The sequence below is a fragment of the Rathayibacter sp. AY1B7 genome (genome assembly GCF_002932735.1).
Taxonomy (GTDB): domain Bacteria; phylum Actinomycetota; class Actinomycetes; order Actinomycetales; family Microbacteriaceae; genus Rathayibacter.
The window spans coordinates 1-25329 of record NZ_PSWK01000027.1 but is presented as its reverse complement, the minus strand read 5'-3'; the positions used below and the strand labels follow the sequence as shown (position 1 = coordinate 25329).

Here is a 25329-nt window from a genome sequence, read left to right as displayed (position 1 = left end):
AACACCGGGCTCCTCCGGCCGGAAGGACGACCGGTCTGGAGGCGCACCCGGCGCCCTGTCGGATCCGGGCGAGACGCGCCGGGGCACTGCCGCGCGCATGTCGGAGGTCGGACGTACGGTACCCGCATGATCGAATGCGCACTCTGCGGAACCGACGCCGTCGTCCTCGACCGCTCCGGCGGCCGCGACACCGAGGAGGAGCTCGTCGTGCTCTGCGCCGACTGCACCCCGGGCGAGATCACCCAGGCCCTCGAGGCCGGGCTGCTCGAGCCCGCTCGACGCAGCGCGCACGCCCGCGCCGCCTAGAGAGCGGCACGTCGGACGGAGTGCCCCCACTGGGACTCGAACCCAGACTGAGACGATTTTAAGTCGTCTGCCTCTGCCGATTGGGCTATGGGGGCGACCACCGGGAGGAGCGACCCTCCCGGCCGCGGTGTCAGGACTTGGCGGGTTCGCCGCCGACCGGGACCGGAGCACCGGCCTGGCCGGGGATCTGCGCCGGGGCCTGCGCGGCCGGAGCCTCGGCGGCCGGGGCCGCCGGACGCGGACGCGACGCGTAGGTCTCGAAGGAGCCGCGGGGGTACTCGCGGGCCTCGATCGAGGCGATGTCGCGGCCGAGCCAGAGGTTGTTCCACCAGCCCCAGACCACGCGGAACTTGCGCTCCCACGAGGGCATGGCGAGACCGTGGTAGCCGCGGTGCATCACCCAGGCGGGGAAGCCCTTCACGGCGATCTTGCCGGACTGGAACACGCCGATGCCGATGCCCAGGCCCGCGACCGCGCCGAGGTTCTTGTGCACGTAGTCGACCGGCTCCTCGCCGCGGAGGACCGCGGTGATGTTCTTGGCCATGAGCTTGCCCTGGCGGACGGCGTGCTGGGCGTTCGGCACGCAGAAGCCGCCGACGCCGCCGCCGGTGAGGTCGGGGACGGCCGTCGCGTCGCCGGCGCCCCAGGCGCCCTCGACGAGCACGTCGTCGTGGCCGACGCGGAGGTCGGCGCGCACGCGCAGGCGGCCGCGCTCCTCGATGGGCAGGTCGGAGTTCTTGATCGACGGGTTCGCCATGACGCCCGCGGTCCAGATGATGAGGTCCGACTCGAAGCTCTCGCCCGTCGACAGCTGGATGACGCCGTTCTCGGCCGACTTGAGCTGCGTGTCGAGGTGCACGGTGGCGCCTCGCTGGTCGAGGTTCTTCAGCACCCAGTGGCTCGTCTCGAGGGCGACCTCGGGCATGATCCGGCCCATCGCCTCGATGAGGTGGAACTGCGTCTCCTCGAAGTCGATCTCGGGGTAGCGCTTGAGCAGCGCGCTCGCGAAGGAGCGCAGCTCGGCGAAGACCTCGATGCCCGCGAACCCGCCGCCGACGACCGTGACGGTCAGCAGGCGCGAGCGCTCGGGGCCGGCGGGGAGCGACGCGGCCTTGTCGAAGTTCGTGAGCATGCGGTCGCGGATCGCGGTCGCCTCCTCGATCGTCTTCAGGCCGATCGCGTTGTCGGCGACGCCCGGGATCGGGAAGGTGCGCGAGACGGAGCCGGCGGTGACGACGATCTGGTCGTACTCGAACTCGTAGGGCTCGCCCACGGTCGGGGTGATCGACGCGGTGCGGTTCGCGTGGTCGATCTTCGTCACCTTGGCGGCGAGGATCGCGGTCTTCTTGAGGTGGCGGCGGAGCGAGACGATCGCGTGGCGCGGCTCGATCGACCCCGCGGCGACCTCGGGGAGGAAGGGCAGGTACGCCATGTAGGGCAGCGGGTCGACGATCGTGACCTCTGCCTCGTGCGGGCGGAGCTGCTTCTCGAGCTTCCACGCGGTGTAGAAGCCGGCGTAGCCGCCTCCGACGATCAGGATTCTGGGCACGGTTGACTCTCCAAGAGGGATGGACAATGCGAACACCCTCACGCAATGCGAAGTGCCCGCTCTCGATGCGGTGGGCAGCACTGACCCCGACTGGGAATCAGCTTAGCGAAGAGCGCGCCGGTGGTGGCGCCTCCGTGGCTCCGGTAGGAGCGGCTACGCGTCGAGCGGCCTGCAGGCGCAGCGCTCGGGAGACCAGTCGGCGCGGGCCAGGGCCAGATCGCCGATCGGATTGACGCCGGGGCCCGCCGCGAGGGCGTGCGCGGCGAGGGCGTGGAGGCACTTCACCCGCGAGGGCATGCCCCCGGAGGAGATGCCCGCGATCTCGGGGACGGAGCCGACGCTCTCGCGGTCGGCCAGGAACGCCCGGTGCGCAGCGGCATACGCCTCGCGCAGCTCCTCGTCCTCGGCGAGCATCGCGTTGTACTCGACCATGACCTGGGTGGCCTCGAGCTGCGAGATCGCGGCCGTCGCGGCGGGGTGGGTCAGGTAGTAGAAGGTGGGGAACGGCGTGCCGTCGGACAGGCGGGGGCTCGTGGAGACCACCGTCGGGTCGCCGCAGACGCAGCGTGCGCTGATCCCGACGACGTCCCGGGCGGGACGGCCCAGCTGGGCGGAGACGACCGCGATGTCGCGCTCGGACGGCGGATCGAAGGGGGGCGTGGTCACGGGGGCTCCAGAGGACGGACGGCCGGGAGGACGCTCCAGTGTACGCGGGGCCGGGCGGGAGCGACGGGGTCGGGCGGGAGCTACGGAGTCGGTGTCAGCTCGTCGGCGGTCGGCTCGCCGAGGCCCGAGACCGCGATCGAGGACAGCAGGGAGCCGGCCCAGTCGCTCGGGGTCTCCTGCACCGTGTCGCTCGCGGGCTGCTGCGCCTGCTGGGCGAGCGTCACGTCGTCGAGCACGAGGTAGCTCACCTCGCCGGGCATCACGAAGTACAGCCGCTCGCGGGCCTGCGCGCGGATGAACGCCGGGTCGGACCAGCGGGTGCGCTGCTCGTCGAGGTTCTGCGCCTGGGTCTTGGCCGCGTCGACCGAGCGCTGCAGCTCGGCGATCTCGGCGCGCTGCTCGACGAAGTTCTTGATGCTCGGGGCGAGCACGACCACCGCGAGGATCATGATCCCCATCACCAGCAGCGTGAAGCCGGAGCCGCGGACGCCGGCGATCCACGCGGACGAGGGCGGGGCGGACGGGCCATGGGCGGGTGCCTCCTCGATCGCGGCGGGGGAAGTGGAGCGGCCCCGGCGCCCGCACCGAGGTGCTGGGCTCCGGGGCCGGTCCGGCGTGCCGAGACTACGCGGAGAAGCGCGGGAAGGCGGAGCGACCCGCGTAGGTCGCCGCACCTCCCAGGATCTCCTCGATGCGCAGCAGCTGGTTGTACTTCGCGACGCGGTCCGAGCGGGCCGGGGCGCCGGTCTTGATCTGGCCGCCGTCCACCGCGACCGCGAGGTCGGCGATGGTGGTGTCCTCGGTCTCGCCGGAGCGGTGCGAGAGGATCGCGGTCATGCCGTTGCGCTGGGCGAGGGCCACGGCGTCGAGCGTCTCGGTGAGCGTGCCGATCTGGTTCACCTTGACCAGGATCGAGTTGCCGGCCTTCTCGGCGATGCCGCGGGCGAGGCGCACCGGGTTGGTGACGTACAGGTCGTCTCCGACGAGCTGCACCTTGTCGCCGATGGCCGCGGTGAGGTGGGTCCAGCCGGCCCAGTCGTCCTCGTCCAGCGGGTCCTCGATCGAGACCAGCGGGTAGTTGGCGACGAGGTCGGCGTAGTAGGAGGAGAGCTCCTCGGCCGAGAGCTTCTTGCCCTCGAACGTGTAGGCGCCGTCCTCGTAGAACTCCGAGGAGGCGACGTCGAGCGCGAGCCCGATGTCCTTGCCGGGGGTGAAGCCGGCGGCCTCGACGGCCTTGAGGATGAAGTCGAGCGCCTCGCGGTTGGTGGGCAGGTCGGGGGCGAAGCCGCCCTCGTCGCCGAGGCCGGTGGCGAAGCCGGCCTTCTTCAGCTGCGCCTTGAGCGCGTGGTAGATCTCGACGCCCCAGCGCAGGCCCTCGGAGAAGGACTCGGCGCCCAGCGGGACGGCCATGAACTCCTGGATGTCGACGCCGGTGTCGGCGTGCGCGCCTCCGTTGATGATGTTCATCAGCGGCACGGGCAGGGTGTGCGCGTTCGGGCCGCCGACGTAGCGGAACAGGTCGAGGTCCGACGACTGCGCGGCGGCCTTGGCCACGGCGAGGCTGACGCCGAGGATCGCGTTCGCGCCCAGGCGGGACTTGTTCTCGGTGCCGTCGAGCTCGATCAGCTCGGCGTCGACGAGGCGCTGGTCGGTGGCGTCGAAGCCCTCGATGGCCGGGCCGATCTCGTCGATGACGGCGTCGACGGCCTTCTGCACGCCCTTGCCGAGGTAGCGGTCGGAGTCGCCGTCGCGGAGCTCGTACGCCTCGAACGCGCCGGTGGAGGCGCCGGACGGGACGGCCGCTCGCGAGGACGCGCCGTCCTCGAGCAGGACCTCGACCTCGACCGTGGGGTTGCCACGGGAGTCCAGAATTTCTCGGGCGACGACTGCCTCGATAAGGGCCACAACTATCTCCTCTTGACGGGTGGGCTCCCGGAGACGGGAGCGGTCGGGAAGGAGTCTACTGACCGCCTCCGAAGCGCAGGAGACCGCGGCCGGTCGTAGACTCCCAGGGCCCGATCGCCGGACGGCCCGGGCGCACCCGCCGACCCGGAGGTTCCCCGTGACCACGACCGCCGCCGACCACGTCGACCGTCTCACCGCCGTCGTCCCGGACTTCCCGAGCCCGGGCATCCTGTTCCGCGACCTCACGCCGGTCTTCGGCGACGGCGAGGCCCTGCGGGCGGTGGCCGACGCGCTGATCGAGCCCTACCGCGGCCGGATCGACGCGATCGCGGGCGTGGAGGCGCGCGGCTTCCTGCTCGCCGCAGCGGCCGCCTACTCGGCGGGTCTCGGCGTCGTCACCGTCCGCAAGCCCGGCAAGCTCCCGCGGGCCGTGCTGCGCGAGCAGGCGACCCTCGAGTACGGAGAGACGATGCTGGAGGTGCACGAGGACGCGGCGCCCCGCGGCTCGCGGCTGCTGCTGGTCGACGACGTGCTGGCGACCGGGGGCACGCTCGACGCTAGCCGCCGCCTGATCGAGCGCGCAGGGTGGAGCCTCGAGGGGATCGCGGTGGTCATGGAGCTCGACGGGCTCGGCGGCCGCGAGGTGCTGGCCGGCCACCGCGTCGACGCGATCGTCACCGTCTGACCGGGCCCCGTCGCTCCGCTCCCCCTGCCCTCCCCCTTCCCGCGAGACACCACCGGGGTATGCGACCCACCGTGCGAGCCGCACTCGAGTGGCGTCCCGCGGAAGGGGGAAGCGACGGGGTCAGGTGAGGGAGAGGGACATCCGGGAGAGGACGAAGGTCTCGAGCACCTGCACGAGCATGTAGAGCACGAGCGAGACGCCGGTCACGAGCACGACCGCCGACCAGACGTCCGCGAACCGGGCCTGGGCGGACCAGGCGTTGATCGCCCCGCCGATGCCCGCACCGGTGGAGAGCCACTCGGCGAGCAGCGCGCCCGTGATCGCTCCGGGCACCGAGATGCGGATCGCGGCGAAGAGCGAGGGCAGCGAGCCGGGGATGGCCACCTTGCGGATCGCGGTGAGAGTGCTGCCGCCGTAGACCGCGACCACGTCGAGCATCTGCGGGGAGGCGTTGTTGAGGCCGAAGGCGATCGTCACCAGCGCGGGGAACAGGACGACGATCCCGCCGATGACCGCGACCGAGGCGATCGAGCCGGTCCCGAAGACCAGGATGATCAGCGGCGCCATCGCGATCAGCGGCACCGAGCGCAGCAGCATCGCGAACGGCATCAGCGCGTGCTCGATGCCCTTCGACAGGCGGAACAGGATCGCGCCGAGGATCGCCACGACCAGGCCGGCCGCGAAGCCGATCAGTGCGTCGCCCATGGTCACGGCGAAGAGGCCGCCCAGCTCGGCGCGGTGCTCCGCGGCCTTCGCATCGGTCACCAGGTGCTGCCAGACGTCCCACGGGCCCTTGACCACGTAGGGCGAGACCCCGCTGAAGAGGACCACGCCGATCCAGATCGCCAGCACGATCACGATCGTCGACAGGGCGACGAGCAGGCTCTTGCGCAGGCTCTTGAGGGTCGCGCCGAGGGCGGCCGTGCGCAGCTGGCGCCGCAGCTCGTCGACCGCGAGGATCGACGTGGCCGTGGACTGCTCCGTGCGGTCGGGAACGGTGGTCGTCATGGTCATGCCCGCTTTCCGGAGGACCAGGGCGCGATGAGGCGCCCGATCAGTCCGACGATGCCGTAGCCGAGGAGCGCGACGCCCGCGCAGAGGAGGAAGAGCGCCCAGACGCGGGGCGAGTTCAGCGAGACCTGCGCTGCGACCAGGATCGGGCCCACGCCCGTCTCGATCTTGCCGAAGTACTCGCCGAGGATCGCGCCGAGGAAGGCCGCGGGCACCGCGATCTGCAGCGCCGACAGGATGTTGGGCAGCGCCGCGATCAGGCGGACCTTGCGCAGCTGAGTGAAGCGCGAGCCCCCGTAGACCGTGACGACGTCGAGCGCCGCCTTGTCGGCCGCCTTAAGCCCGAGCAGGCTGCCGACGACCGTGGTGAAGAACACCGAGAGGCCGGCCAGGAAGATCGCCGTCGCGCTCGCCTTCCCGGGAGCGTCCGCACCGCCGAGGATCAGCAGCACGATCGCTCCGATGGCGACGATCGGCACGCAGTAGGTGATGACCGCGAGCTGCGAGACGACCCCCTCCAGCCAGGGCAGGACCAGCACGAGCGCCGAGAGCACGAGCGCGAGGAGGTTGCCCCAGAAGTAGCCGACGGCCGCCTCGCCGATCGTGACGGAGAAGTTGCGCCAGTAGAAGCCGGCGCCGTCCTCCATCGCGGTCTGCACGACCTGCACGGGAGTGGGGACGGGCGCGTAGGTCGCGGCGCCGGTGGGCGCGGTGACGAGCGCCACGATCCACCAGACGGCGACGATCGCGGCGACGCCGATCAGCCCGGTGAGCCACGGAGGCAGGGACCGGGCGCGGCGCGGGGCCGCGGGGAGCGTGGTGGCCACGATGCCTCCTAGACGCGGTCGTCCGCGGCCGCGCCGCCGTCGCCGAACAGCAGCTCGGAGGCCTGGTCGACGTAGGCGTGGAACTCGGGGGTGCGCTGCATCTCGGGGGTGCGCGGGCGGGGCAGGTCGATGTCGATGATCTCCTTCACCCGTCCCGGGCGCGGGCTCATCACCGCGACGCGGTCCGAGAGGAAGATCGCCTCCGAGATGCCGTGCGTGACGAGGAGCGTCGTGGCGGGCTTCTCGGTCCAGATCCGCAGCAGCTCGAGGTTGAGCTTCTGCCGCGTCATGTCGTCGAGGGCGCCGAACGGCTCGTCGAGCAGCAGGACCTCGGGCTTGAGGATCAGGCACCGCGCGATCGACACGCGCTGGCGCATGCCCCCCGAGAGCTGGGCCGGCTTGGCCTTCTCGAAGCCGCGGAGGCCGACGAGGTCGATCAGCTCGTCGATGTAGGACTGGTCGACGCTCTTGCCCGCGATCTCGAACGGCAGGCGGATGTTCGCCATGACGCTGCGCCACGGCAGGAGCGCGTGGTCCTGGAAGGCGATGCCGAGCTTGTTGTCGCGGCGCAGCTCCTGGGGGGTCCGGCCGTCGACCCGGATGGAGCCGGACGTCGGCTCCTCCAGCCCCGCGAGGATGCGCAGGATGGTCGACTTGCCGCACCCCGACGGGCCGAGCAGGGCGAGGAAGCTGCCCTGGTCGGTGTGGAGGTCGGTGTCCTGCAGCGCCGCGACGCTGCGCGAGCCCATCCGGAACGTCTTCGACAGGCCGTGGATCTGGATGCCGGTGCCGCCGGCACCCTGGTCGCGCAGGGTGCCGGCGTCGGTCGTGTCGGTCACGAGTGGTGCCCTTCGTGGATCAGGATCAGGCCGCGTACTTCATCAGCTCGGGGTTCTCCTCGTAGACCTCGTCGAGGAGGGTCAGATCGAAGAGGTCCTCGGCCGTGACGTCGATCCCCGCGCCCGCGAGGGACGCGATGGTCTCGGACTGCAGCGTCTCGGAGATGGTGAAGAGGCCGTTCGAGACCGTCTCGTCCGAGACGACCAGCTCCTCGGCCTGGATGGTGGCGCCCTTCTTGGAGGACTCCTCGTCGAGGCCGAGGTCCTTGCCGTAGTTCTCGACGGCGAGCATCGCGCCCGCCTCCGGGTCGTTGACCGCGTCGGTCCAGCCCTTGATCTCGGCGACGAGGAACGCCTTCAGAGCGTCGCGCTTCTCGGCGATCGCCTGCTCCGACACCGAGAAGGTCTCGGCGACGAAGGGGAGGCCGTTGTCGGCGAAGGGCAGGTTGACGACCTCGTAGCCCTCGGCCGCGACCGTGATGGCCTCGTTCGTCAGGTAGGCGATGAAGCCGTCGACGGTGCCGTTGACGAGCACGGAGGGGTCGTACTCGACGGGGACGACCGTGAGGTCGGACTCGGAGAGGCCGTTCGCGGCGAGCAGCGCCTGGAACAGGGAGGTGTTCGAGGCCTGGACGCCGATCTTCTTCCCGGCGAGGTCGGCCGGAGTGGCGATGTTGCCGGCGGTCTTGATCGAGAGGACCGTGAAGGGGTTCTTCTGGTAGGTCGCGCCGATGATCTTGAGCGGGGCCTCCTGCTGGGCGATCGCGGTGCCGATCGAGACGGCGTCGCTGAGCGCGACGTCCGCGCTGCCCGAGAGGAGCTCGGCCACGCCCGTCGAGGGGCCGGGGGTGAGCGTCACTCCCGCGAGGCCGGCCTCGGTGAAGTAGCCCTTCGAGTCGGCGAAGAACTCGCCCGCGAACTCCTCGTTCTTGATCCAGGAGAGCTGGACCTTGAGGGTGCCGAGGTCGCCGCCGTCCGCAGCGGACGCGCCGGAGGAGTCGGAGGCGCAGGAGGCGAGGACGGAGGCGCCGCCGATCGCGAGGCCGGCGACACCCGCCAGGCGGAGGAGGCTGCGGCGGTCGAAGGCCGGGAGGGAGCGGAGGGGCGACAGGGTCAAGGGGACTCCTCGGGTGGGGATCGTCAGGGCTGCTGCGGTGCGGTGCGCGGGGTCGCGACGGGGTGCCCGTGCAGGCGCGCCAAGCCGCGCCGATCGGGTGCCTCGACGCTATCCGGGGGAGATTTCTCGGGTGTGTCCGCAGATTTCGCGGGTATTAAGGCTCTCACGGATCCGACAAGGTTCCGACCAGATCGACACGATCCCCTGACGGATCGGCTGAGACCCAGTTCAGGCCCGACAGGACGGCCCCGGCCCCTCCCGCGGGCGCGGCTCAGCGCAGGCAGCCGGCGACGCTCACCCGGCGCCGCCGGCGCGGCTCAGCCGAGGTCCTTGAAGGAGAGGTCGGCGGCGGAGGCGGCGTCCCGCGGAACGAGCGCGAAGCGCGTGAAGCCCGCGGCGGCCGCGCGGTCCAGCAGCGGGGTGAGGTTCTTCGCCCGGCGCTCGAGGCGCACGCGCGAGCCCCGGGCGATCAGCTCCTGCTTGAGCGCGAGCAGCATCTCGGGCGCCGCGTCGCGCTCGTGGACGAGGACGACGGCGTCGGGACGCTCGACGACGGCACCGCCGATCAGCTCGACGATCCGCTCGAAGCCGATCGAGAAGCCGCAGGCCGGCACGTCCTGACCGAGGAAGCGGCCGATCATCCCGTCGTACCGCCCGCCTCCGCCGACCGAGGAGCCCGAGGACGGGTGCGCGATCTCGAAGATCGTGCCGGTGTAGTAGCCCATGCCCCGCACGAGCGTCGGGTCGAAGCGGAGCGAGACGCCGGCGGGCAGCGAGCGCAGCGACCGGGCCAGCGTCTCGAGCGCGAGCACCGCCTCCGGGTCGATGCCCTCGGGCAGCACGTCGAGGATCGCGGACTGCTCGAGCGCCACTCCCCCGGCGGCGACCGCCTGCTCGATCCGCGCGAGGTAGCCCCCGAGGACCGCGGCCGCGTCCGGCCCGTCGGCCTCGAGCTCGGCGACGACTCCGGTGGCGCCGATCTTGTCGAGCTTGTCGATCGAGATCAGCGCCGGGCCGAAGCGCTCGGGGGCGAAGCCGCAGTGCTCGAGGATGCCGGTGAGGATGCGGCGGTCGTTGATCCGGATGGTGCACTCCTCGAGGCCCAGCGCGTCGAGCGCCGCCGCGGTCGCCGTGATGAGCTCGACCTCGGCCAGCTGCCCGGGCTCGCCGATGATGTCGATGTCGCACTGCACGAACTGGCGGTACCGCCCCTTCTGCGGGCGCTCGGCGCGCCACACCGGCGCGATCTGCACCGACCGGAAGACGGCCGGCAGCTCGGCGCGGTGCGAGGCGTAGAAGCGGGCGAGCGGCACCGTGAGGTCGAAGCGCAGGCCGAGGTCGGCGAGGGCGGACGCGTCGTCGACCGCCGCCAGGTCGTCGCGGGTGAGCCCGCGGCGCAGGACGCTGAAGGCGAGCTTCTCGTTGTCGCCGCCGAGCCCGGAGTGGAGGCGGTCGAAGTCCTCGACCACGGGCGTCTCGATCTCGTCGAACCCGTGGGAGGCGTACACGCGGCGGATGACGCCGAGCGCGTGCTCGCGCTTCGCCTTGTCGGCGGGGAGGAAGTCGCGCATGCCGCGGGGCGGGGTGATCGGGGAGGCCATGACGGCGATTCTCCCAGATCGGCCGGGGCGGGCCGGCGGACGCCTCAGTCCGCGCGCCGCTCCTGCTCCACCGCGCGGATCTCGTCCTGCAGGTCGCGCGTCGCCGTGCGGAGCGCGCGCTCGGCGTCGAGCCCCTGGGCGCGGGCGGAGGCGACGATGGCCAGCAGCAGCGGGCCGAGGTCCTCCTCCGACTCGATGGGCAGAGGGCCCTGGCCGGCGTCCACGACGCCCAGCGAGGTCGCCTTGCCGATCACCTTGTCGGCGAGCGCGAGGGCGGGCATGCCCTGCGGGATCCCGTCGAGCACGCTGGTGCGGTGCGGCTTCTCGGTGCGCTTGAGCTCGTCCCACACCGCGATGACGTCGTCGGCCGTCTCGGCCGTGGCGTCGCCGAAGACGTGCGGGTGGCGGCCGATCATCTTGGCGTTCATGTGCGCCGCGACGTCCTCGATGGTGAAGGGCTCGGCGCTCTCGGCCGCCAGGTCGGCGTGGAAGAGCACCTGGTAGAGGACGTCGCCGAGCTCCTCGATCAGGTCGGCCCGGTCCCCCGCCTCGATGGCGTCGACGAGCTCGTGCGACTCCTCGATCAGGTAGCGCACGAGCGACTCGTGGGTCTGCTCGGCGTCCCACGGGCAGCCGCCCGGGGCGCGGAGGACGTGGACGGTGCGGATGAGCTCGTCGAGCCGGGGATGCGCGGTCACCCCGCCATCCTCGCATCCGGTCCGGCCGCCTCCGCTGACATCGGGGCGGCGCGGGCGCCCGGGAGCCTCAGGCCCGCGCGAGACGCCGCCGCGCGACGAGGAGGCAGCCGCCGGCGACGAGCGGCACCGCGGCGAGGAGGCCGGATGACGCCGCGACGGACACCGCGATCGAGGCGCTGACCAGTGCACCCGCCAGGTTCCAGAGGACCACCGCGACTCCCGCGCCGTCCCCGATCGGGAGCGGCACCGGGCTGAGCAGCTGCGGCGGCAGCGGACCCCGGGTCGCGTCCATCGCCCGCGCGGCGACGGCGGCGACGGCGGTCGCGGCGGCCACCGGCACCGCCGCGCCCGGGAGCAGCAGCGAGGCGGCGAGGGCGCCGAGCACCGCGACTCCGACCGCGAGCACCAGAGGGAGCACGGCGTGCAGGAGGAGCAGCTCGAACGGACCGGGGGCGAGGAGCGCCGGCTGCCCCGCTGTCGCGGCGGCGTGGCGGAAGCCGTCGCTCCAGACGCCGGCGCCGAGGTAGGCGAGCACGCCCGCCGCGGCGGCCGGGAGTGCGAGGAGGGAGGACGGCACGACCGCGGCGAGCACGGCGGCGGCGCCGGCAACGGCCAGGGCGACGACCGCGACCGCTGAGCGGCCGGGAGTGCGCAGCGCGCCGATCGCGTCGCGCACCGGCACCGCGAGGGCGAACGGGGAGAGGCGGACCGCTCGGAGCCCCCGCCCGATCGCCGGGAGGGCGCGGTACCCGTCGAGCGACTCGGCGAGGTCGCCCGTCGCTCCGAGCCGGGTGGTCGCCGACCACTGCCGGGCCTGGGCGAGGAGGCGAGGCCCGCGCGCGGCGTCGAGCAGCCGGGGCGCCGCGGCCAGGAGGACCGCGGCCGACGCGAGCAGCACGGTCGCGGCGCGCACCTCCTCCGCTCCGCTCACGGCTGAGGCGAGGAGGCCGCCCGGCGTGGGCGCACCGGGCAGGAGGGCCCCGAGGACCGCGAGGGAGGCGAGGAGGCCCGCCGCGAGCGCGGGGAGGCGCGAGGGGAGGCACTGACCGGCGAGCCAGGCGACGGCGACGAGGCCGGCGAACGCGGCGCCGCCGGCGACGGCCGCGAGGAGCGGCGCGGAGGCGGCGAGGGCGAGGAGCGACGCGACGGCGGAGCAGCACGCCACGAGACCGGCCGACGCCCGGACCACGGGTCGGCGGAGCACCGACCAGCGGCGCAGATCGGTCGCGAGCAGCACGGCCGTGGTGTGCGGCTCGCCCACCGCGGGTCCGCGCACCCGGCCCAGGAGCACGGCGGCGGGCAGGGCGAGACCCGCGGCGAGGGCGATCAGCGGCTCCGGCACGGCTCCCGCCTCGGCAGCGAGGAGCGCGAGGGCCCGGGCGACGGGGAGGACGACGACGAGGACGGTCATCGCGGCGAGGTAGCCCGCGTAGGTGCGCGGACTCGGCGGAGCCGCGGCGCGGTGCCGGTGCAGAGCCCGCACCTCGGCGACGCGAGCCCTCTCCGCGCGCGTCACGCCCGCTCCAGCTCGACGACCCGCGCGCCCAGACCCTGGATCAGCACAGGGCTGTGGGTCGCGACGACGAGTGCCCGGGACGCGGCTGCGCGCCGCAGGACTTCCGCCACCAGCGGCACCCGCTCGACGTCGAGCCGCTGCTCCGGCTCGTCGAGCAGCAGCACCGCGGAGGGGCGGGCCAGCACGAGCGCGAGGGAGAACAGCTGCGTCTGCCCGGAGGAGAGCTCGTGCGGGAAGCGGCGGGCGAGCGGAGCGAGCGCGAGCGCGTCGAGACCAGCCGCGGCCTCGCGGCGGGCGTCGGCGACCGGCGCGCCCCAGGAGACGGCCACCATCGCGAGGTGCTCCTCGAGGGTCAGGTCCCGCTCGAAGGGCGGGGTGCCGATCAGGGCGGCGACGGCGCGGCGGTGGGCGGCGGAGCGCTCCTCCGGGGCGCGCCCGGCCACCGCCACGACTCCCTCGCTCGGAGCGGTGAGGCCGGCGATCACCCGCAGGAGCGTGGTCTTGCCGGTGCCGTTGCGGCCCGTCACCGCGACGCGCTCCCCCGTCCCCGCCTCGAGCGAGCACGGCGCGAGCAGCTCGACGCCCGAGGCGCGGACCGCGACCCCGCGGACGGCGACCAGCGGGCCGGCGAGCGGCTCCGGCTCGCGGGGGCGTCGGGCGGCGAGGAGCGGCATGCCCTCCATCCTGCCAGCGGGCCCTCCCGCAGCGGCGACGGCCGCCGGAGCGGGACGGCGCTCCACCGGGGAGCGCCGCCCGGAGGACCTCAGACGGTGACCGGCTCCGGGAACAGCGAGTCCAGGAGCGACGCCACCCACTGGATGAGCGCCCGGTCGCCGAGCGGGACGCCGTCGAGCACGGGCATCGGCACGACGACCGCGTCGGCCTGCTGCAGGTACTTCGCGGTCGGGTACATCCGGCGCAGGCGCACCTGGATCGAGTCGGGCAGATGAGCGGGAGCCACGCGGACGTTCGAGCCCATCGCGACCACGTCGCTCAGGCCCGCCTTCTGTGCGCGCATCCGCAGCCTCGACACCAGGATGAGGTTCTCGACCGCCTCGGGCAGCTCGCCGTAGCGGTCGGTCAGCTCCTCGACCACGAGGTCGATGCTCCCCTCCTTCGCCGTCGGCGACGACGCGGCCGACAGCTTCTGGTACGCCTCCAGGCGCAGCCGCTCGCTGTCGACGTACTCCTCCGGGATGCGCGCGTCGACGGGCAGCTCGAGCCGCAGCTCGGTCTGCCCCTCGGCGACCTCGCCGCGGAAGGTGTCGACGGCCTCGCCGATCATCCGCAGGTAGAGGTCGAAGCCCACGCCCTGGATGTGCCCGGACTGCTCGCCGCCGAGGAGGTTGCCCGCACCGCGGATCTCGAGGTCCTTCAGCGCGATCTGCATGCCGCCGCCGAGGTCCGAGTTGGCGGCCAGCGTCTGCAGCCGGTCGTGCGCGGTCTCGCTCAGCGGCTTCGTCTCGTCGTAGAGGAGGTAGGCGTAGGCGCGCTCGCGGCCGCGGCCGACCCGCCCGCGCAGCTGGTGCAGCTGCGAGAGACCGTACTTGTCGGCGCGGTCGACGATCAGCGTGTTGGCGTTCGGGATGTCGAGGCCGGTCTCGACGATCGTCGTCGACACCAGGACGTCGAACTTGCGCTCCCAGAAGTCGACGATGATCCGCTCGAGCTGCGACTCGCTGAGCTTGCCGTGCGCGACCGCGATCCGCGCCTCGGGCACCAGCTCGGCGAGCTGCGAGGCGACGCGGTTGATCGTCGAGACGCGGTTGTGCACGAAGAACACCTGGCCCTCGCGCAGGAGCTCCCGGCGGATCGCGGCCGACACCTGCTTCTCGGAGTAGGGGCCGACGAAGGTGAGGATCGGGTGGCGCTCCTCCGGCGGGGTCGCGAGGGTCGACATCTCGCGGATGCCGGTCACCGCCATCTCAAGCGTCCGCGGGATGGGCGTGGCGCTCATCGAGAGGATGTCGACGTTCTTCTTCAGCGCCTTGAGCTTGTCCTTGTGCTCGACGCCGAAACGCTGCTCCTCGTCGATCACGAGCAGGCCGAGGTCCTTGAAGACGATGTTGTCGCTGAGGAGCCGGTGGGTCGCGATGACCATGTCGACGGTGCCGTCGGCCAGGCCCTCGATCGTCTCCTTCGACTCCTTCGCGCTCTGGAACCGGCTGAGCGCCCGCAGGTGGACGGGGAAGCCGGCGAAGCGCTCCTGGAACGTCTCGAGGTGCTGGCGGACGAGCAGCGTGGTCGGCACGAGCATCGCGACCTGCTTGCCGTCCTGGATCGCCTTGAAAGCGGCGCGCACGGCGACCTCGGTCTTGCCGAAGCCGACGTCGCCCGAGAGCAGACGGTCCATCGGGATCGGCCGCTCCATGTCGGCCTTGACCTCGTCGATGACGGTGAGCTGGTCGGGGGTCTCGGCGAACGGGAACGCCTCCTCCAGCTCGCGCTGCCAGGGGGTGTCCGGCGGGAACGCGTGCCCGCGGGAGGCCATCCGGGCGGAGTAGAGCTTCACGAGCTCGACCGCGATGTCGCGGACCGCGCGGCGGGCCTTGCTCTTGGCCTGCGCCCAGTCGCTCCCGCCCATCTTGCTCAGCGCCGGAGCCTCGCCGCCGACGTAGCGGGAGAGCAGGTCGAGCTGGTCCGTGGGGACGAGCAGCTTGTCGCCGGGGAAGCCGCGCTTGCTGGGGGCGTACTCGAGCACCAGGTACTCGCGGCGGGTCTTGATCGCGTTGCGGCCCCCGCTGGAGACCTCGCGCTGCGAGAGCTCCACGAACCGGCCGATGCCGTGCGTGGCGTGCACCACGAAGTCGCCGGGCGTGAGCTGCAGCGGGTCGACGACGTTCTTGCGACGCGACGCGAGCTTCTTCACCGCGCGGGAGTCGTAGCCGACGGTGCGGCCGTAGAACTCCGTGTCGGTGAGCAGGGCGAGCTTCGCCTCCTCCACCTCGAAGCCGTGGTCGACGGAGGCCTGCACCACGTAGGCCAGGCCCGTCTCGAGCCCGGCGGGGAGGTCGGCGACGATGCGGGCGGCGACCTCGTGCTCGGCGAGGACCTGGTCGGTGCGCTCGACCGTGCCGGTGCCGGGCGCGGTGAGGACCACGGTCCAGCCGTCGGCCAGGCGTGCGCGGACATGGGCGAGGGCGCCCTCGACGCTCGCTCCGAATCCGGGGACCGGCTCGCCCTCGACGCGGACGGCGAGGATCTCGTCGATCCCGAGCTCCTCCGGCAGCACCTCGGCCTCGCCCGCGGCGGGGCCCTGGCGGAACGTGCTCATCGTCCACCACGGGTGGTCGGGAGCGTCGGCGCCCGGGGCGCTGAGCTTCACGGAGTCGCGGAGCGCGCCGAGCGAGATGAACTCGCCCGAGGCGAGGTCGATGGGAGCCTCGGCGCCGGCGGTCGCCGCGCTCCAGGCCGCCTGCAAGAACTCGCGGTTCGTCTCGGCGAGGCTGATCGCCCGCGTCGCCACGCGCTCGGGGGCGAGGACCGCGACGGCCGCCCCCTCGGGGAGGTAGTGCGAGATCGGGACCAGCCGCTCGAGCAGCGCGGGGGCGAGCGACTCCATCCCCTCGACCGGGATGCCCTCGGCGATCTTCGCGAGCATCGCCGACAGGCTCGGGAACTCGTGCAGCATCTCGCGGGCCCGCTGCCGCACCGCCGGCACCAGCAGCAGCTCGCGGCTCGGCGGAAGGACCACCGAGTCGGCCTCGCCCGGGAGCGAGCGCTGATCGGCCACGGAGAAGCCGCGGATGGAGTCGACCTCGTCGCCGAAGAAGTCCACTCGGCTCGGATGCTCGGCCACCGCGGGGAAGACGTCGAGGATGCCGCCGCGCACGGCGAACTCGCCGCGGCGCGTGACCATGTCGACCCGGGCGTAGGCCAGGTCGACCAGCTCGGCCGAGATGCGGCCGAGGTCGTAGCCGCGGGCGCCCTTCACGAGTCGGATCGGCTCGATGTCGGCGAGGTTGTCGGCGACCGGCTGCAGCGCCGCGCGCACGGAGGCGACCACCACGAGGGGCCGCTCGCCCGACCACTGCTTCATCCGCCGCAGCGCGTCCAGGCGCCGCCCCACGATCTCGGCGCTCGGGCTGAGGCGCTCGTGCGGCAGCGTCTCCCACGCGGGGAACTCGACGACGTCCGCATCCGGCAGCATGCAGCCGAGAGAGGCGCGCACGTTCTCGGAGTCGCGGCCCGTGGCCGTGACCACCAGCGCCGCCTGCGGGCGTCCCGCCTCCGCGCGCCTCTCGATCAGGCCCGCGAGCAGGGGGACCCGGAGGCCGTCGGCCACCGAGAAGTCGGCGTCCCGCACCGCGTACGCGAGAGCATCGTCGAACGTGGAGGCGCGCGACAGCGCCGAGATGATCTCGTTGAGGGGCACGGGTCCAGTTTACGGCCGCCCCGCGGGCCGACCGCCGAGGGAACCCCGAACCGTCGAGAAAGCCCGGGGCTGCGATCTCCCTCGCCGTCCGGGGTCCCCTCGGCGAAGGGCGGGTCAGGCGCTGGTGTGGAACTTCAGCTGGGCGGCGGAGAGGCCGGAGTCGGCGATGAGCTCGACGGCGTCGGCGGCGTCCGAGACCAGGATCGGGAGCGCCTCGCGCTCCGGGCCGGCGAAGTCCTTCAGCACGAAGTCGGCGGCCTGCTGGCGGCCCGGCGGGCGGCCGATGCCGACCCGCACGCGCAGGAACTCGGCTCCTCCGGTCGCCGCGAGGATGTCGCGGATGCCGTTGTGCCCTCCGTGACCGCCGCCCTGCTTGAGGCGCAGGGTGTCGAAGGGGATGTCGAGCTCGTCGTGCACGACGATCAGGTGCGCCGGGTCGACCGAGTAGAAGTCGAGCAGCTGCGCCGTCGGCCCGCCGGAGAGGTTCATGAAGCTGTTGGGCTTGCCCAGCACGAGCTTCGGTCCGCCCGGGCGGAGGAAGCCCTCGGCGACCACGGCGTTGGCGCGGTTGTGCCGGCGGAACGAGCCGCCGATCCGCGTCGCGAGCTCGTCGAGCACCATCTGGCCGACGTTGTGCCGGTTGCGCGCGTACTGCGCGCCCGGGTTGCCCAGTCCGACGACCAGCCAGGTGTCACCCATGTCGTTCCTCTTCCTCGGGGGCGGCGGAGGGACTCCCCCGCCGGACGAGGAACGGGCCCGCCGCGGCTGCGAGCGGGCCCGTTCCCGGGGTGGTGCGGACTACTCCGCGGTCTCGGCGACGACGTCGCCCGAGGCCGGGGTCTCGTCGTCCTCGCCCAGGTCCTGCTCGACCTCGGCGGTGACGTTGACGATGAGCACCTCGGCGTCGGTGACCAGCGTGGCGCCCTCGGGGAGCGTGACGTCGGCAGCGGTGATCTGCGTGCCGGCCTCGAGGCCCTCGACGGAGACGACGATGTTCTGCGGGATGCGCGTGGCGTCGACCTCGAGCGAGAGGGTGTTCGACTCGATCGAGACGAGGGTGCCGGGAGCGGCGTCGCCCTCGACGTGCACGGGGATGTCCACCTCGACCTTCTCGCCCTTGTTGATGACGACGAGGTCGATGTGCTCGATGATCTGGCGCACCGGGTCGCGCTGGATGTCCTTCACCAGGGTGGTCTGCGCGGCGCCCTCGATGTCGAGCTCGAGGATCGCGTTCGCCTTGCGGGTGAGCAGGAGCACCTGGTGGCCCGGGAGGGTGAGGTGCTGGGGCTCGGTGCCGTGGCCGTAGAGGACCGCGGGGATCTTGTCCTGCGCGCGGATCTTGCGGGCGGCGCCCTTGCCGAACGAGGTGCGGACCTCGACGACGACCTTGTTGGTCAGTTCAGCCATGATGTTCTCCTTGGGCGGCGCGCACGCCACCGGATCGGGTCGTGGCCTGCGGCCACGGACGGTTTGTCGACTCGAACGCATGTCAGCGTGAGGAGAAGTCCGTGGCGCCCCGTGGGGGCCTCGCCTGCTTCCACCGCGTCGATCACGGATGCACGTGCATCCCTCGCCGAAGTTCAGCTGCCGATCCTACCCGGCATCGCGGCCGCCCGCCAGCAGGCGGTCGCGCCGCCGGACTCGGAGCCGGACGTCCAGGCGGACCGCCTACCGTGCGGGTATGACGAGCGACGACTTCGGCTCCTACGTCGAGAAGAACGGCTTCCACCGCGACACGAACTACATCCCGACGCGGATCACCGCCGACGGCCGCGACGGGTACCCGGTGGAGGCCGGGCGCTACCGCCTCGTCGTCTCCCGCGCCTGCCCGTGGGCGAACCGCGCCGTGATCGTGCGGCGCCTGCTCGGTCTCGAGGACGCCCTCTCGATGGGCATCTGCGGGCCCACGCACGACAAGCGCAGCTGGACCTTCGACCTCGACCCGGGCGGGGTCGACCCGGTGCTGGGCATCCCCCGCCTCCAGGACGCGTTCTTCGCCCGCTTCCCCGACTACCCGCGCGGGATCACCGTCCCGGCCCTCGTGGACATCCCGAGCGGCCAGGTCGTCACCAACGACTACCCGGTGATGACGCTCGACTTCTCCACCGAGTGGACCGCGTTCCACCGCGACGGCGCCCCCGACCTCTACCCCGAGGAGCACCGCGAGGAGATCGACGAGATCGCCGAGCTGGTTTTCCACGACGTGAACAACGGCGTCTACAAGTGCGGCTTCGCCGGCTCGCAGCGCTCCTACGAGCGGGCCTACGACCGCCTCTGGGCGCGGCTGGACTGGCTGGAGGAGCGGCTGAGCACCCGCCGCTACCTGGTCGGCGACACCATCACCGAGGCGGACGTGCGGCTCTTCACGACGCTCGCCCGCTTCGACGCCGTCTACTACAGCCACTTCAAGGCCAACCGGAACCTGCTGTCGGCGATGCCCGCGCTCTGGGGCTACGCCCGCGACCTCTTCGCCACTCCGGGGTTCGGCGACACGATCGACTTCACCCACATCAAGTCGCACTACTACGAGGTGCAGCGGGACATCAATCCGACCGGCGTCGTCCCCAAGGGCCCGGACCTCTCCGGCTGGCTCGTCCCCTCGCGCCGCGAGGAGCTCGGCGGCCGCCCGTTCGGCGACGGCACTCCCCCGCCGCCGCCGATCCCGTCGGAGCGCGTCCCCCTCGGCCACGGCGCCTGACCGGCTCCGGTCGCGGTCGTCGCGGCGCGCGCAAGACCGTGCGCGCGCCGCACGACCGATGTGCAGCCGGGAGACGGCTCGGACCCGGGCTCCCCGGAGCGACCCGGGGCTAGCCTGGGCTCGCCCCTGAACGCGAACGTCGAGGAGAACCGTGTCTGACAAGCCCACCGCCACAGCCAACATCGGAGTCGTCGGTCTGGCGGTGATGGGCTCGAACCTCGCCCGCAACCTCGCCAGCCGCGAGGGCAACACGGTCGCGGTGTTCAACCGCTCCTACGGCCGCACCGAGACCCTCATCACGGAGCACCCGGAGGCGGGCTTCGTCGCGTCCGAGACCATCGAGGACTTCGCCGCCTCGCTCGCCACCCCGCGCACCGCGATCATCATGGTCCAGGCCGGCCGCGGCACCGACGCCGTGATCGAGCAGCTGACGAAGGTCTTCGAGCCCGGCGACATCATCGTCGACGGCGGCAACGCGCTCTTCATCGACACCATCCGCCGCGAGAAGGCCGTCCGCGAGACCGGCATCCACTTCGTCGGCACCGGCATCTCCGGCGGCGAGGAGGGCGCGCTCAAGGGCCCGTCGATCATGCCCGGCGGCTCGGTCGAGTCCTACAGGACGCTCGGCCCGATCCTCTCGTCGATCGCCGCGGTCGCCGAGGGCGAGCCCTGCGTCACCCACATCGGCACCGACGGCGCCGGCCACTTCGTCAAGATGATCCACAACGGCATCGAGTACGCCGACATGCAGCTCATCGCCGAGGCGTACGACCTGCTCCGCACCGTCGGCGGACACGAGCCCGCCGCCATCGCCGAGGTCTTCGACGCCTGGAACAAGGGCGACCTCGAGTCGTACCTCATCGAGATCACCGCCGAGGTGCTCCGCCAGGTCGACGCCGACACCGGCAAGCCCTTCATCGACGTCGTCCTCGACCAGGCCGGCTCGAAGGGCACCGGCGTCTGGACCGTGCAGAACGCGCTCGACCTCGGCGTCCCCGTCGGCGGCATCGCCGAGGCCGTCTTCGCCCGTGCCGTGTCCTCCCACCCCGAGCAGCGCGAGGCCGTGCAGGCCCGCGTCACCTCGCGCCCGACCCCGGTCGAGAAGTACGAGGGCTTCGAGGACGACGTGCGCGCCGCGCTCTACGCCTCCAAGGTCGTCGCCTACTCGCAGGGCTTCGACGCGATCATCGCCGGGGCCGAGAAGTACGGCTGGGAGATCGACAAGGGAGCGGTCGCCAAGATCTGGCGCGCGGGCTGCATCATCCGCGCCCAGTTCCTCAACCGCATCGTCGACGCCTACGACGAGAACGCCGGCATCACGACCCTCCTCGAGGACCCGTACTTCGCCGAGGCCGTCGCCAACGGCGAGGCCGCCTGGCGCCGCATCGTCTCGACCGCCGCGCTCTCGGGCGTGCCGATCCCCGGCTTCGGCGCCGCGCTGTCGTACTACGACTCGCTCGCCTCCAAGCGCCTCCCGGCCGCTCTCGTGCAGGGCCAGCGCGATTTCTTCGGAGCGCACACCTACAAGCGCGTCGACAAGGAGGGCACCTTCCACACACTGTGGTCGGGCGATCGCACCGAGGTCGAGCAGGACCCCTCCACGCACTGACCCGCGTCGCACGGGAAGGCGCCCCCGCCTGCAGGATCCTCGGATCCTCGGGCGGGGGCGCCTTGCTCGTCGCGGAGGGAGCTCCCCCGTCGTCAGCGGAGCCGGGCGGTGGCGTCCGGCTCCCCGAGCGGGCGCTCGACGCCCGGGCCGGCTGACCCCTCAGCTCCGGAACGCCCGCGCGATCAGGAGCGCCGCCAGGAGCACCGCTGCGGCGGCCGCCGTGGCAGCCGGGAGGGCGAGCAGGAGCAGCAGCGAGACCGCGGCCGACGCGAGGGCCGGGCCGCTCGCCCCGGCCGCTCCGTGGTCGAGGCGCCGCACGATGGTCGCCACCAGCAGGGCGGCCACGGCGAAGGCGAGCAGCGCGTCGGCGTCGAGGATCACGACCGCGAGCACGGCGACCAGGCAGAGGACCAGCTGGGCCGCCGCGGGCACGCCGGTCCTGCGGTTCCTGGCGGCGAGCACCGCCGGCATCTCCCCTGCGTCGGCGAGACGCACGAGGGCGCGCGCATCCCTCCTCCCGAGGTCGAGGAGCGCGAGCAGGACCGCGATCACAGCGGCGGCCCCGACGAGCCCGGACGCGGGCGTGCCCCGGGTGACAGCGCTCAGGGGGGTCTCCGAGGACGCGAGGACCTCGGGACCGGCCGCCAGGAGCAGACCGGTGGCGAGCGCGGCGGCGGCCGCCGTGGCGATCCCGATGCGCAGCAGGGCTGGGCGGAGAGCCGTCACCGCGCCGGAGCGGGAGGTCGGCAGGAGGATCAGGAGCAGGGCCGCGGCGGTGCCGGCTCCCAGCGGCCCTCCGTCGCGCAGCGGGTCGAGCGGCGCGGGGTCCGGAGGGGACGCCAGCACGAGCACGGCGGCGGCGGCCAGCAGGACGACGACCGCGCCGACGAGGAGCAGGACCGGGCGAGCGGGGAGGCGCCCGCCGCGCAGGCCGAAGAGCGCGACGGCCACGAGCAGCAGGACGGCCAGGGGCCGGGCCGCTCCCCCGAGGACCGACTGGGCCGCGGTCAGGGCCAGCGCGGCCGAGGCGAAGGCGCGCCCGACGATCCCGAGCCACTCGGAGGAGGGGCCGTCGTGGACGGTGCGCCCGGCATCGGCGACGGCGCTCAGGGCCGCGGCGGCCGCAGCGACGGCGAGCCCGAGGAGCAGCCACCAGCCCGCCGCGGCGGCGGCCGGCGACCAGACCAGGAAGACCGCCGCCAGGGCGAGGGTCGCATCCGAACGCTGGGGCACGGCCTCACCCTAGGCGGTGGAGCCGGGGCGGGACCCGGGTGCGCTCTGCAGGGCGCACCCGGGGCGCGGGGTCCTACGCGTCGCCGTCGAACATCGACGTCACGGAGCCGTCGTCGAAGACCTCGTGGATGGCGCGGGCCAGCAGCGGAGCGATGGGCAGGATCGTCAGGCGGTCCCAGGTCTTCTCCGGCGGCAGCGGCAGGGTGTCGGTGACGACGACCGAGTCGATGAATTCCGAGCTCAGGAGCTCGACCGCCGGGTCCGAGAAGACGGCGTGGGTGGCCGCGACGACCACGCCGATCGCGCCCGCCTTCTTCAGCGCCTCGGCCGCCTTCGCGATGGTGCGCCCGGTGTCGATGAGGTCGTCGACGAGGAGGCAGACGCGGCCCTTCACCTCGCCGACGATCTCGTGGACGGAGACCTGGTTGGCGACCTTCGGGTCGCGGCGCTTGTGGATGATCGCCAGCGGGACGCCGAGCTTGTCGCTCCAGATGTCGGCGACGCGGACGCGGCCCATGTCGGGCGAGACGATGGTGAGGGTCGAGGGGTCGAGCTTCTCGCGGAAGTGCTCGAGCAGCACCGGCATCGCGAAGAGGTGGTCGACGGGGCCGTCGAAGAAGCCCTGGATCTGCGCCGCGTGGAGGTCGACCGACATGATCCGGTCGGCTCCCGCCGCCTTGAAGAGGTCGGCGACGAGGCGGGCCGAGATCGGCTCGCGGCCGCGGCCCTTCTTGTCCTGGCGCGCGTAGGGGTAGAAGGGGGCGACCACGGTGATCCGCTTGGCGGAGGCGCGCTTGAGCGCGTCGACCATGATCAGCTGCTCCATCAGCCACTCGTTGATCGGGGACGTGTGCGACTGGAGGACGAACACGTCGCCTCCGCGGACCGACTCGCCGTAGCGGACGTAGAGCTCGCCGTTGGCGAAGGTGCGCCCCTCGGTCGTGACGAGCTCGGTCCCGAGCTCGGCGGCGACCGCCTCCGCCAGTGCCGGATGCGCCCTCCCCGAGACGAGGACCAGGCTCTTCTTGTTGCTGGCGGTGATGCCGGTCACTGTGCTCCGCTTCCTCCGGTGGGCGCCTGGTCGGATCCGGTGGGATCCGACGCCAGGGCCGCCTCGGCGGCGTCGGCCGCCGCGGTGCCCGGACGGTGGGTCTGCACCCACCCGGCCATGTTGCGCTGCGGAGCGACGGTGATCCCGAGGGCTCCGGCGGGGATGTCCTTGCGGATGACCGTGCCGGCGCCCGTGTACGCTCCGTCACCGATTCTAACGGGGGCGACGAAGACGTTGTGCGACCCCGCACGCACGTGCGAGCCCACCACGGAGGACGCCTTGCTCACCCCGTCGTAGTTGGCGAAGATCGAGCCGGCGCCGATGTTCGACTCCTCGCCGATGACCGCGTCGCCGACGTAGGAGAGGTGCGGGACCTTCGATCCCTCGCCGATCACGGCGTTCTTGGTCTCGACGTAGGTGCCGATCTTGCCGCGGGCGCCGAGCACGGTGCCGGGGCGGAGGAACGAGAACGGGCCGACCTGGGCCTTCGCGCCGATGACGGCGAGCGTCGCGTCGGAGCGCTTCACGACCGCGTCCTCGCCGACCTCGCAGGAGTCGAGCGTGGTGTCCGGGCCGATGACCGCGCCGGTGGCGATGACGGTCGGGCCCTTGATCTGCGTGCCCGGGAGGATCTCGACGTCCGGGGCGAGGACCGCGTCCACGTCGATCCAGGTGGTCGCCGGGTCCTGGATCGTGACGCCCTCGAGCTGCCAGCGGCGCACGATGCGCGCGTTGAGCTCGAGCGCCGCGTCGGCGAGCTGGGCGCGGTCGTTGATCCCGGCCACGAGCCAGCGGTCCTGCACGGGGACGGCCTCGATCGCGCGGCCGGCGGCCTTGAGCGCGGCGGCGGCGTCGGTGAGGTACTTCTCCCGCTGGGCGTTCTCGGTGCCGATCGCGCCGATGACCGAGCGGAGCGCGGCGGCGTCGAAGGCGTAGACGCCGGCGTTGATCTCGGTGAGGTCGAGCTCGTCGGGGCTGGCGTCCTTCTGCTCCACGATGGAGGCGAAGGCTCCGTCGGCGCCGCGGACGATCCGGCCGAAGCCGGTCGGGTCCTCGAGCACGCAGGAGAGCATGGTGAGCGCGTTCGCCGCGGCGAGGTGCTCGTCGAGCAGGCGGCGGAGGGTCGGCGCGTCCAGCAGCGGGACGTCGGCGCTCAGCACGACGACCGTGCCGGCGAAGGACTCCGGGAGCGCCGCGAGGCCCTGCTCGACCGCGCGGCCGGTGCCGGGCGTCTCGTCCTGGTCCACCACCAGCGCGGAGGGCGTGTGCTCGAGGACGGCCTCGGCGACCCGGTCGCGCTCGTGGCGCACCACGGTGACGACGTGCGCCGCGTCGAGCGAGGCGGCCGTGTCGAGCACGTGCCCGAGCAGCGGCCTCCCGGCGAGGCGGTGCAGGACCTTCGGGGTGCGGGACTTCATGCGGGTGCCCTGGCCTGCCGCCAGGATCACGACGGCGAGCGTGCTGTCTGCCATGTTCTTCGCGTTCTCCTCCGTGAGCGCACCGTCCTGGTGCCGCTCCGCCACCAGGATTCGAACCTGGACCGGACAGCTCCAAAGGCTGCCGTGCTGCCGTTACACCATGGCGGACCGCGCGATCGCGCGGTCCGCCATGGTGTAACGGCAGCACGGCAGCCTTTGGAGCTG

The 25329-nt window shown here is 72.7% G+C and carries 22 protein-coding genes and 2 tRNA genes; 4 read left to right on the top strand and 20 right to left on the bottom strand.

What is annotated here, in order from left to right:
* Positions 1 to 126 precede the first annotated feature (126 nt).
* Positions 127 to 306, top strand: a complete 180-nt coding sequence (locus C5C95_RS13755; protein ID WP_104225020.1) for a hypothetical protein — start codon at positions 127 to 129, stop codon at positions 304 to 306.
* A gap of 21 nt (positions 307 to 327) precedes the next feature.
* Here the strand turns inward: C5C95_RS13755 and C5C95_RS13750 are convergent.
* The 5 genes from C5C95_RS13750 to eno all read right to left on the bottom strand — a co-directional run bounded on the left by C5C95_RS13750 (position 328) and on the right by eno (position 4426).
* Positions 328 to 401 (bottom strand) — tRNA-Leu (locus C5C95_RS13750).
* A gap of 35 nt (positions 402 to 436) precedes the next feature.
* On the bottom strand, positions 437 to 1855 hold the full coding sequence (locus C5C95_RS13745; RefSeq protein WP_104324663.1) for an NAD(P)/FAD-dependent oxidoreductase: 1419 nt from the start codon (positions 1853 to 1855) through the stop codon (positions 437 to 439).
* Between the two features lie 153 nt (positions 1856 to 2008).
* On the bottom strand, positions 2009 to 2521 hold the full coding sequence (locus tag C5C95_RS13740) for a DUF501 domain-containing protein (protein WP_104227430.1): 513 nt from the start codon (positions 2519 to 2521) through the stop codon (positions 2009 to 2011).
* A gap of 80 nt (positions 2522 to 2601) precedes the next feature.
* Positions 2602 to 2979: a septum formation initiator family protein gene (locus tag C5C95_RS13735; protein WP_104239595.1), complete on the bottom strand. Its 378-nt coding sequence runs from the start codon at positions 2977 to 2979 to the stop codon at positions 2602 to 2604.
* Positions 2980 to 3145: 166 nt separating this feature from the next.
* Positions 3146 to 4426 carry a phosphopyruvate hydratase gene (gene eno, locus C5C95_RS13730; RefSeq protein WP_104222361.1) on the bottom strand — a complete coding sequence of 427 codons (1281 nt, stop codon included), beginning with the start codon at positions 4424 to 4426 and terminating at the stop codon, positions 3146 to 3148.
* Positions 4427 to 4583: 157 nt separating this feature from the next.
* Between eno and C5C95_RS13725 the strand changes: the two genes are divergently transcribed.
* On the top strand, positions 4584 to 5111 hold the full coding sequence (locus tag C5C95_RS13725; protein WP_104274327.1) for an adenine phosphoribosyltransferase: 528 nt from the start codon (positions 4584 to 4586) through the stop codon (positions 5109 to 5111).
* Positions 5112 to 5231: 120 nt separating this feature from the next.
* Here the strand turns inward: C5C95_RS13725 and C5C95_RS13720 are convergent, their stop codons facing one another.
* The 11 genes from C5C95_RS13720 to C5C95_RS13670 all read right to left on the bottom strand — a co-directional run bounded on the left by C5C95_RS13720 (position 5232) and on the right by C5C95_RS13670 (position 18502).
* A complete protein-coding gene (locus tag C5C95_RS13720; protein WP_104222359.1) occupies positions 5232 to 6125 on the bottom strand; it encodes an ABC transporter permease in 894 nt (297 codons plus the stop codon).
* Complete coding sequence (locus C5C95_RS13715) at positions 6122 to 6949, bottom strand: ABC transporter permease (protein WP_104319413.1); 828 nt, start codon at positions 6947 to 6949, stop codon at positions 6122 to 6124. Before C5C95_RS13715 ends, C5C95_RS13720 begins: the two co-directional genes overlap by 4 nt.
* 8 nt (positions 6950 to 6957) lie before the next feature.
* Positions 6958 to 7698, bottom strand: coding sequence for an ABC transporter ATP-binding protein (locus C5C95_RS13710; protein ID WP_104222373.1), 741 nt, complete (start codon positions 7696 to 7698; stop codon positions 6958 to 6960).
* A 115-nt stretch (positions 7699 to 7813) separates the two neighbouring features.
* Positions 7814 to 8905, bottom strand: coding sequence for an ABC transporter substrate-binding protein (locus tag C5C95_RS13705; protein WP_258066712.1), 1092 nt, complete (start codon positions 8903 to 8905; stop codon positions 7814 to 7816).
* A 317-nt stretch (positions 8906 to 9222) separates the two neighbouring features.
* Entirely contained in the window at positions 9223 to 10506 is a 1284-nt protein-coding gene (hisS, locus tag C5C95_RS13700; protein WP_104248104.1) for a histidine--tRNA ligase, read from the bottom strand.
* A gap of 44 nt (positions 10507 to 10550) precedes the next feature.
* Positions 10551 to 11204 carry a MazG family protein gene (locus C5C95_RS13695; RefSeq protein ID WP_104222356.1) on the bottom strand — a complete coding sequence of 218 codons (654 nt, stop codon included), beginning with the start codon at positions 11202 to 11204 and terminating at the stop codon, positions 10551 to 10553.
* A gap of 67 nt (positions 11205 to 11271) precedes the next feature.
* A complete protein-coding gene (locus tag C5C95_RS13690) occupies positions 11272 to 12720 on the bottom strand; it encodes a hypothetical protein (RefSeq protein ID WP_104324662.1) in 1449 nt (482 codons plus the stop codon).
* Complete coding sequence (locus C5C95_RS13685) at positions 12717 to 13394, bottom strand: ATP-binding cassette domain-containing protein (protein ID WP_104324661.1); 678 nt, start codon at positions 13392 to 13394, stop codon at positions 12717 to 12719. The genes C5C95_RS13690 and C5C95_RS13685 overlap by 4 nt, the downstream gene beginning before the upstream one ends.
* Positions 13395 to 13483: 89 nt before the next feature.
* Positions 13484 to 17095, bottom strand: a complete 3612-nt coding sequence (gene mfd, locus C5C95_RS13680; protein ID WP_104324660.1) for a transcription-repair coupling factor — start codon at positions 17093 to 17095, stop codon at positions 13484 to 13486.
* A 114-nt stretch (positions 17096 to 17209) separates the two neighbouring features.
* Positions 17210 to 17794, bottom strand: coding sequence for an aminoacyl-tRNA hydrolase (pth, locus tag C5C95_RS13675; RefSeq protein ID WP_104233681.1), 585 nt, complete (start codon positions 17792 to 17794; stop codon positions 17210 to 17212).
* 99 nt (positions 17795 to 17893) lie between these two features.
* Positions 17894 to 18502: a 50S ribosomal protein L25/general stress protein Ctc gene (locus tag C5C95_RS13670; protein ID WP_104238997.1), complete on the bottom strand. Its 609-nt coding sequence runs from the start codon at positions 18500 to 18502 to the stop codon at positions 17894 to 17896.
* A gap of 274 nt (positions 18503 to 18776) precedes the next feature.
* Between C5C95_RS13670 and C5C95_RS13665 the strand changes: the two genes are divergently transcribed.
* Positions 18777 to 19793: a glutathione S-transferase family protein gene (locus C5C95_RS13665; protein ID WP_104233683.1), complete on the top strand. Its 1017-nt coding sequence runs from the start codon at positions 18777 to 18779 to the stop codon at positions 19791 to 19793.
* A gap of 151 nt (positions 19794 to 19944) precedes the next feature.
* Complete coding sequence (gene gndA, locus C5C95_RS13660; RefSeq protein WP_104324659.1) at positions 19945 to 21402, top strand: NADP-dependent phosphogluconate dehydrogenase; 1458 nt, start codon at positions 19945 to 19947, stop codon at positions 21400 to 21402.
* Between the two features lie 159 nt (positions 21403 to 21561).
* Here the strand turns inward: gndA and C5C95_RS13655 are convergent, their stop codons facing one another.
* The 4 genes from C5C95_RS13655 to C5C95_RS13640 all read right to left on the bottom strand — a co-directional run bounded on the left by C5C95_RS13655 (position 21562) and on the right by C5C95_RS13640 (position 25272).
* Positions 21562 to 22635 carry a hypothetical protein gene (locus C5C95_RS13655; protein ID WP_104324658.1) on the bottom strand — a complete coding sequence of 358 codons (1074 nt, stop codon included), beginning with the start codon at positions 22633 to 22635 and terminating at the stop codon, positions 21562 to 21564.
* Positions 22636 to 22708: 73 nt separating this feature from the next.
* Positions 22709 to 23686, bottom strand: coding sequence for a ribose-phosphate diphosphokinase (locus C5C95_RS13650; protein ID WP_104222342.1), 978 nt, complete (start codon positions 23684 to 23686; stop codon positions 22709 to 22711).
* Complete coding sequence (gene glmU / locus C5C95_RS13645; RefSeq protein ID WP_104222372.1) at positions 23683 to 25158, bottom strand: bifunctional UDP-N-acetylglucosamine diphosphorylase/glucosamine-1-phosphate N-acetyltransferase GlmU; 1476 nt, start codon at positions 25156 to 25158, stop codon at positions 23683 to 23685. Before glmU ends, C5C95_RS13650 begins: the two co-directional genes overlap by 4 nt.
* A gap of 42 nt (positions 25159 to 25200) precedes the next feature.
* A tRNA-Gln gene (locus C5C95_RS13640) sits at positions 25201 to 25272 on the bottom strand.
* Positions 25273 to 25329 lie beyond the last annotated feature (57 nt).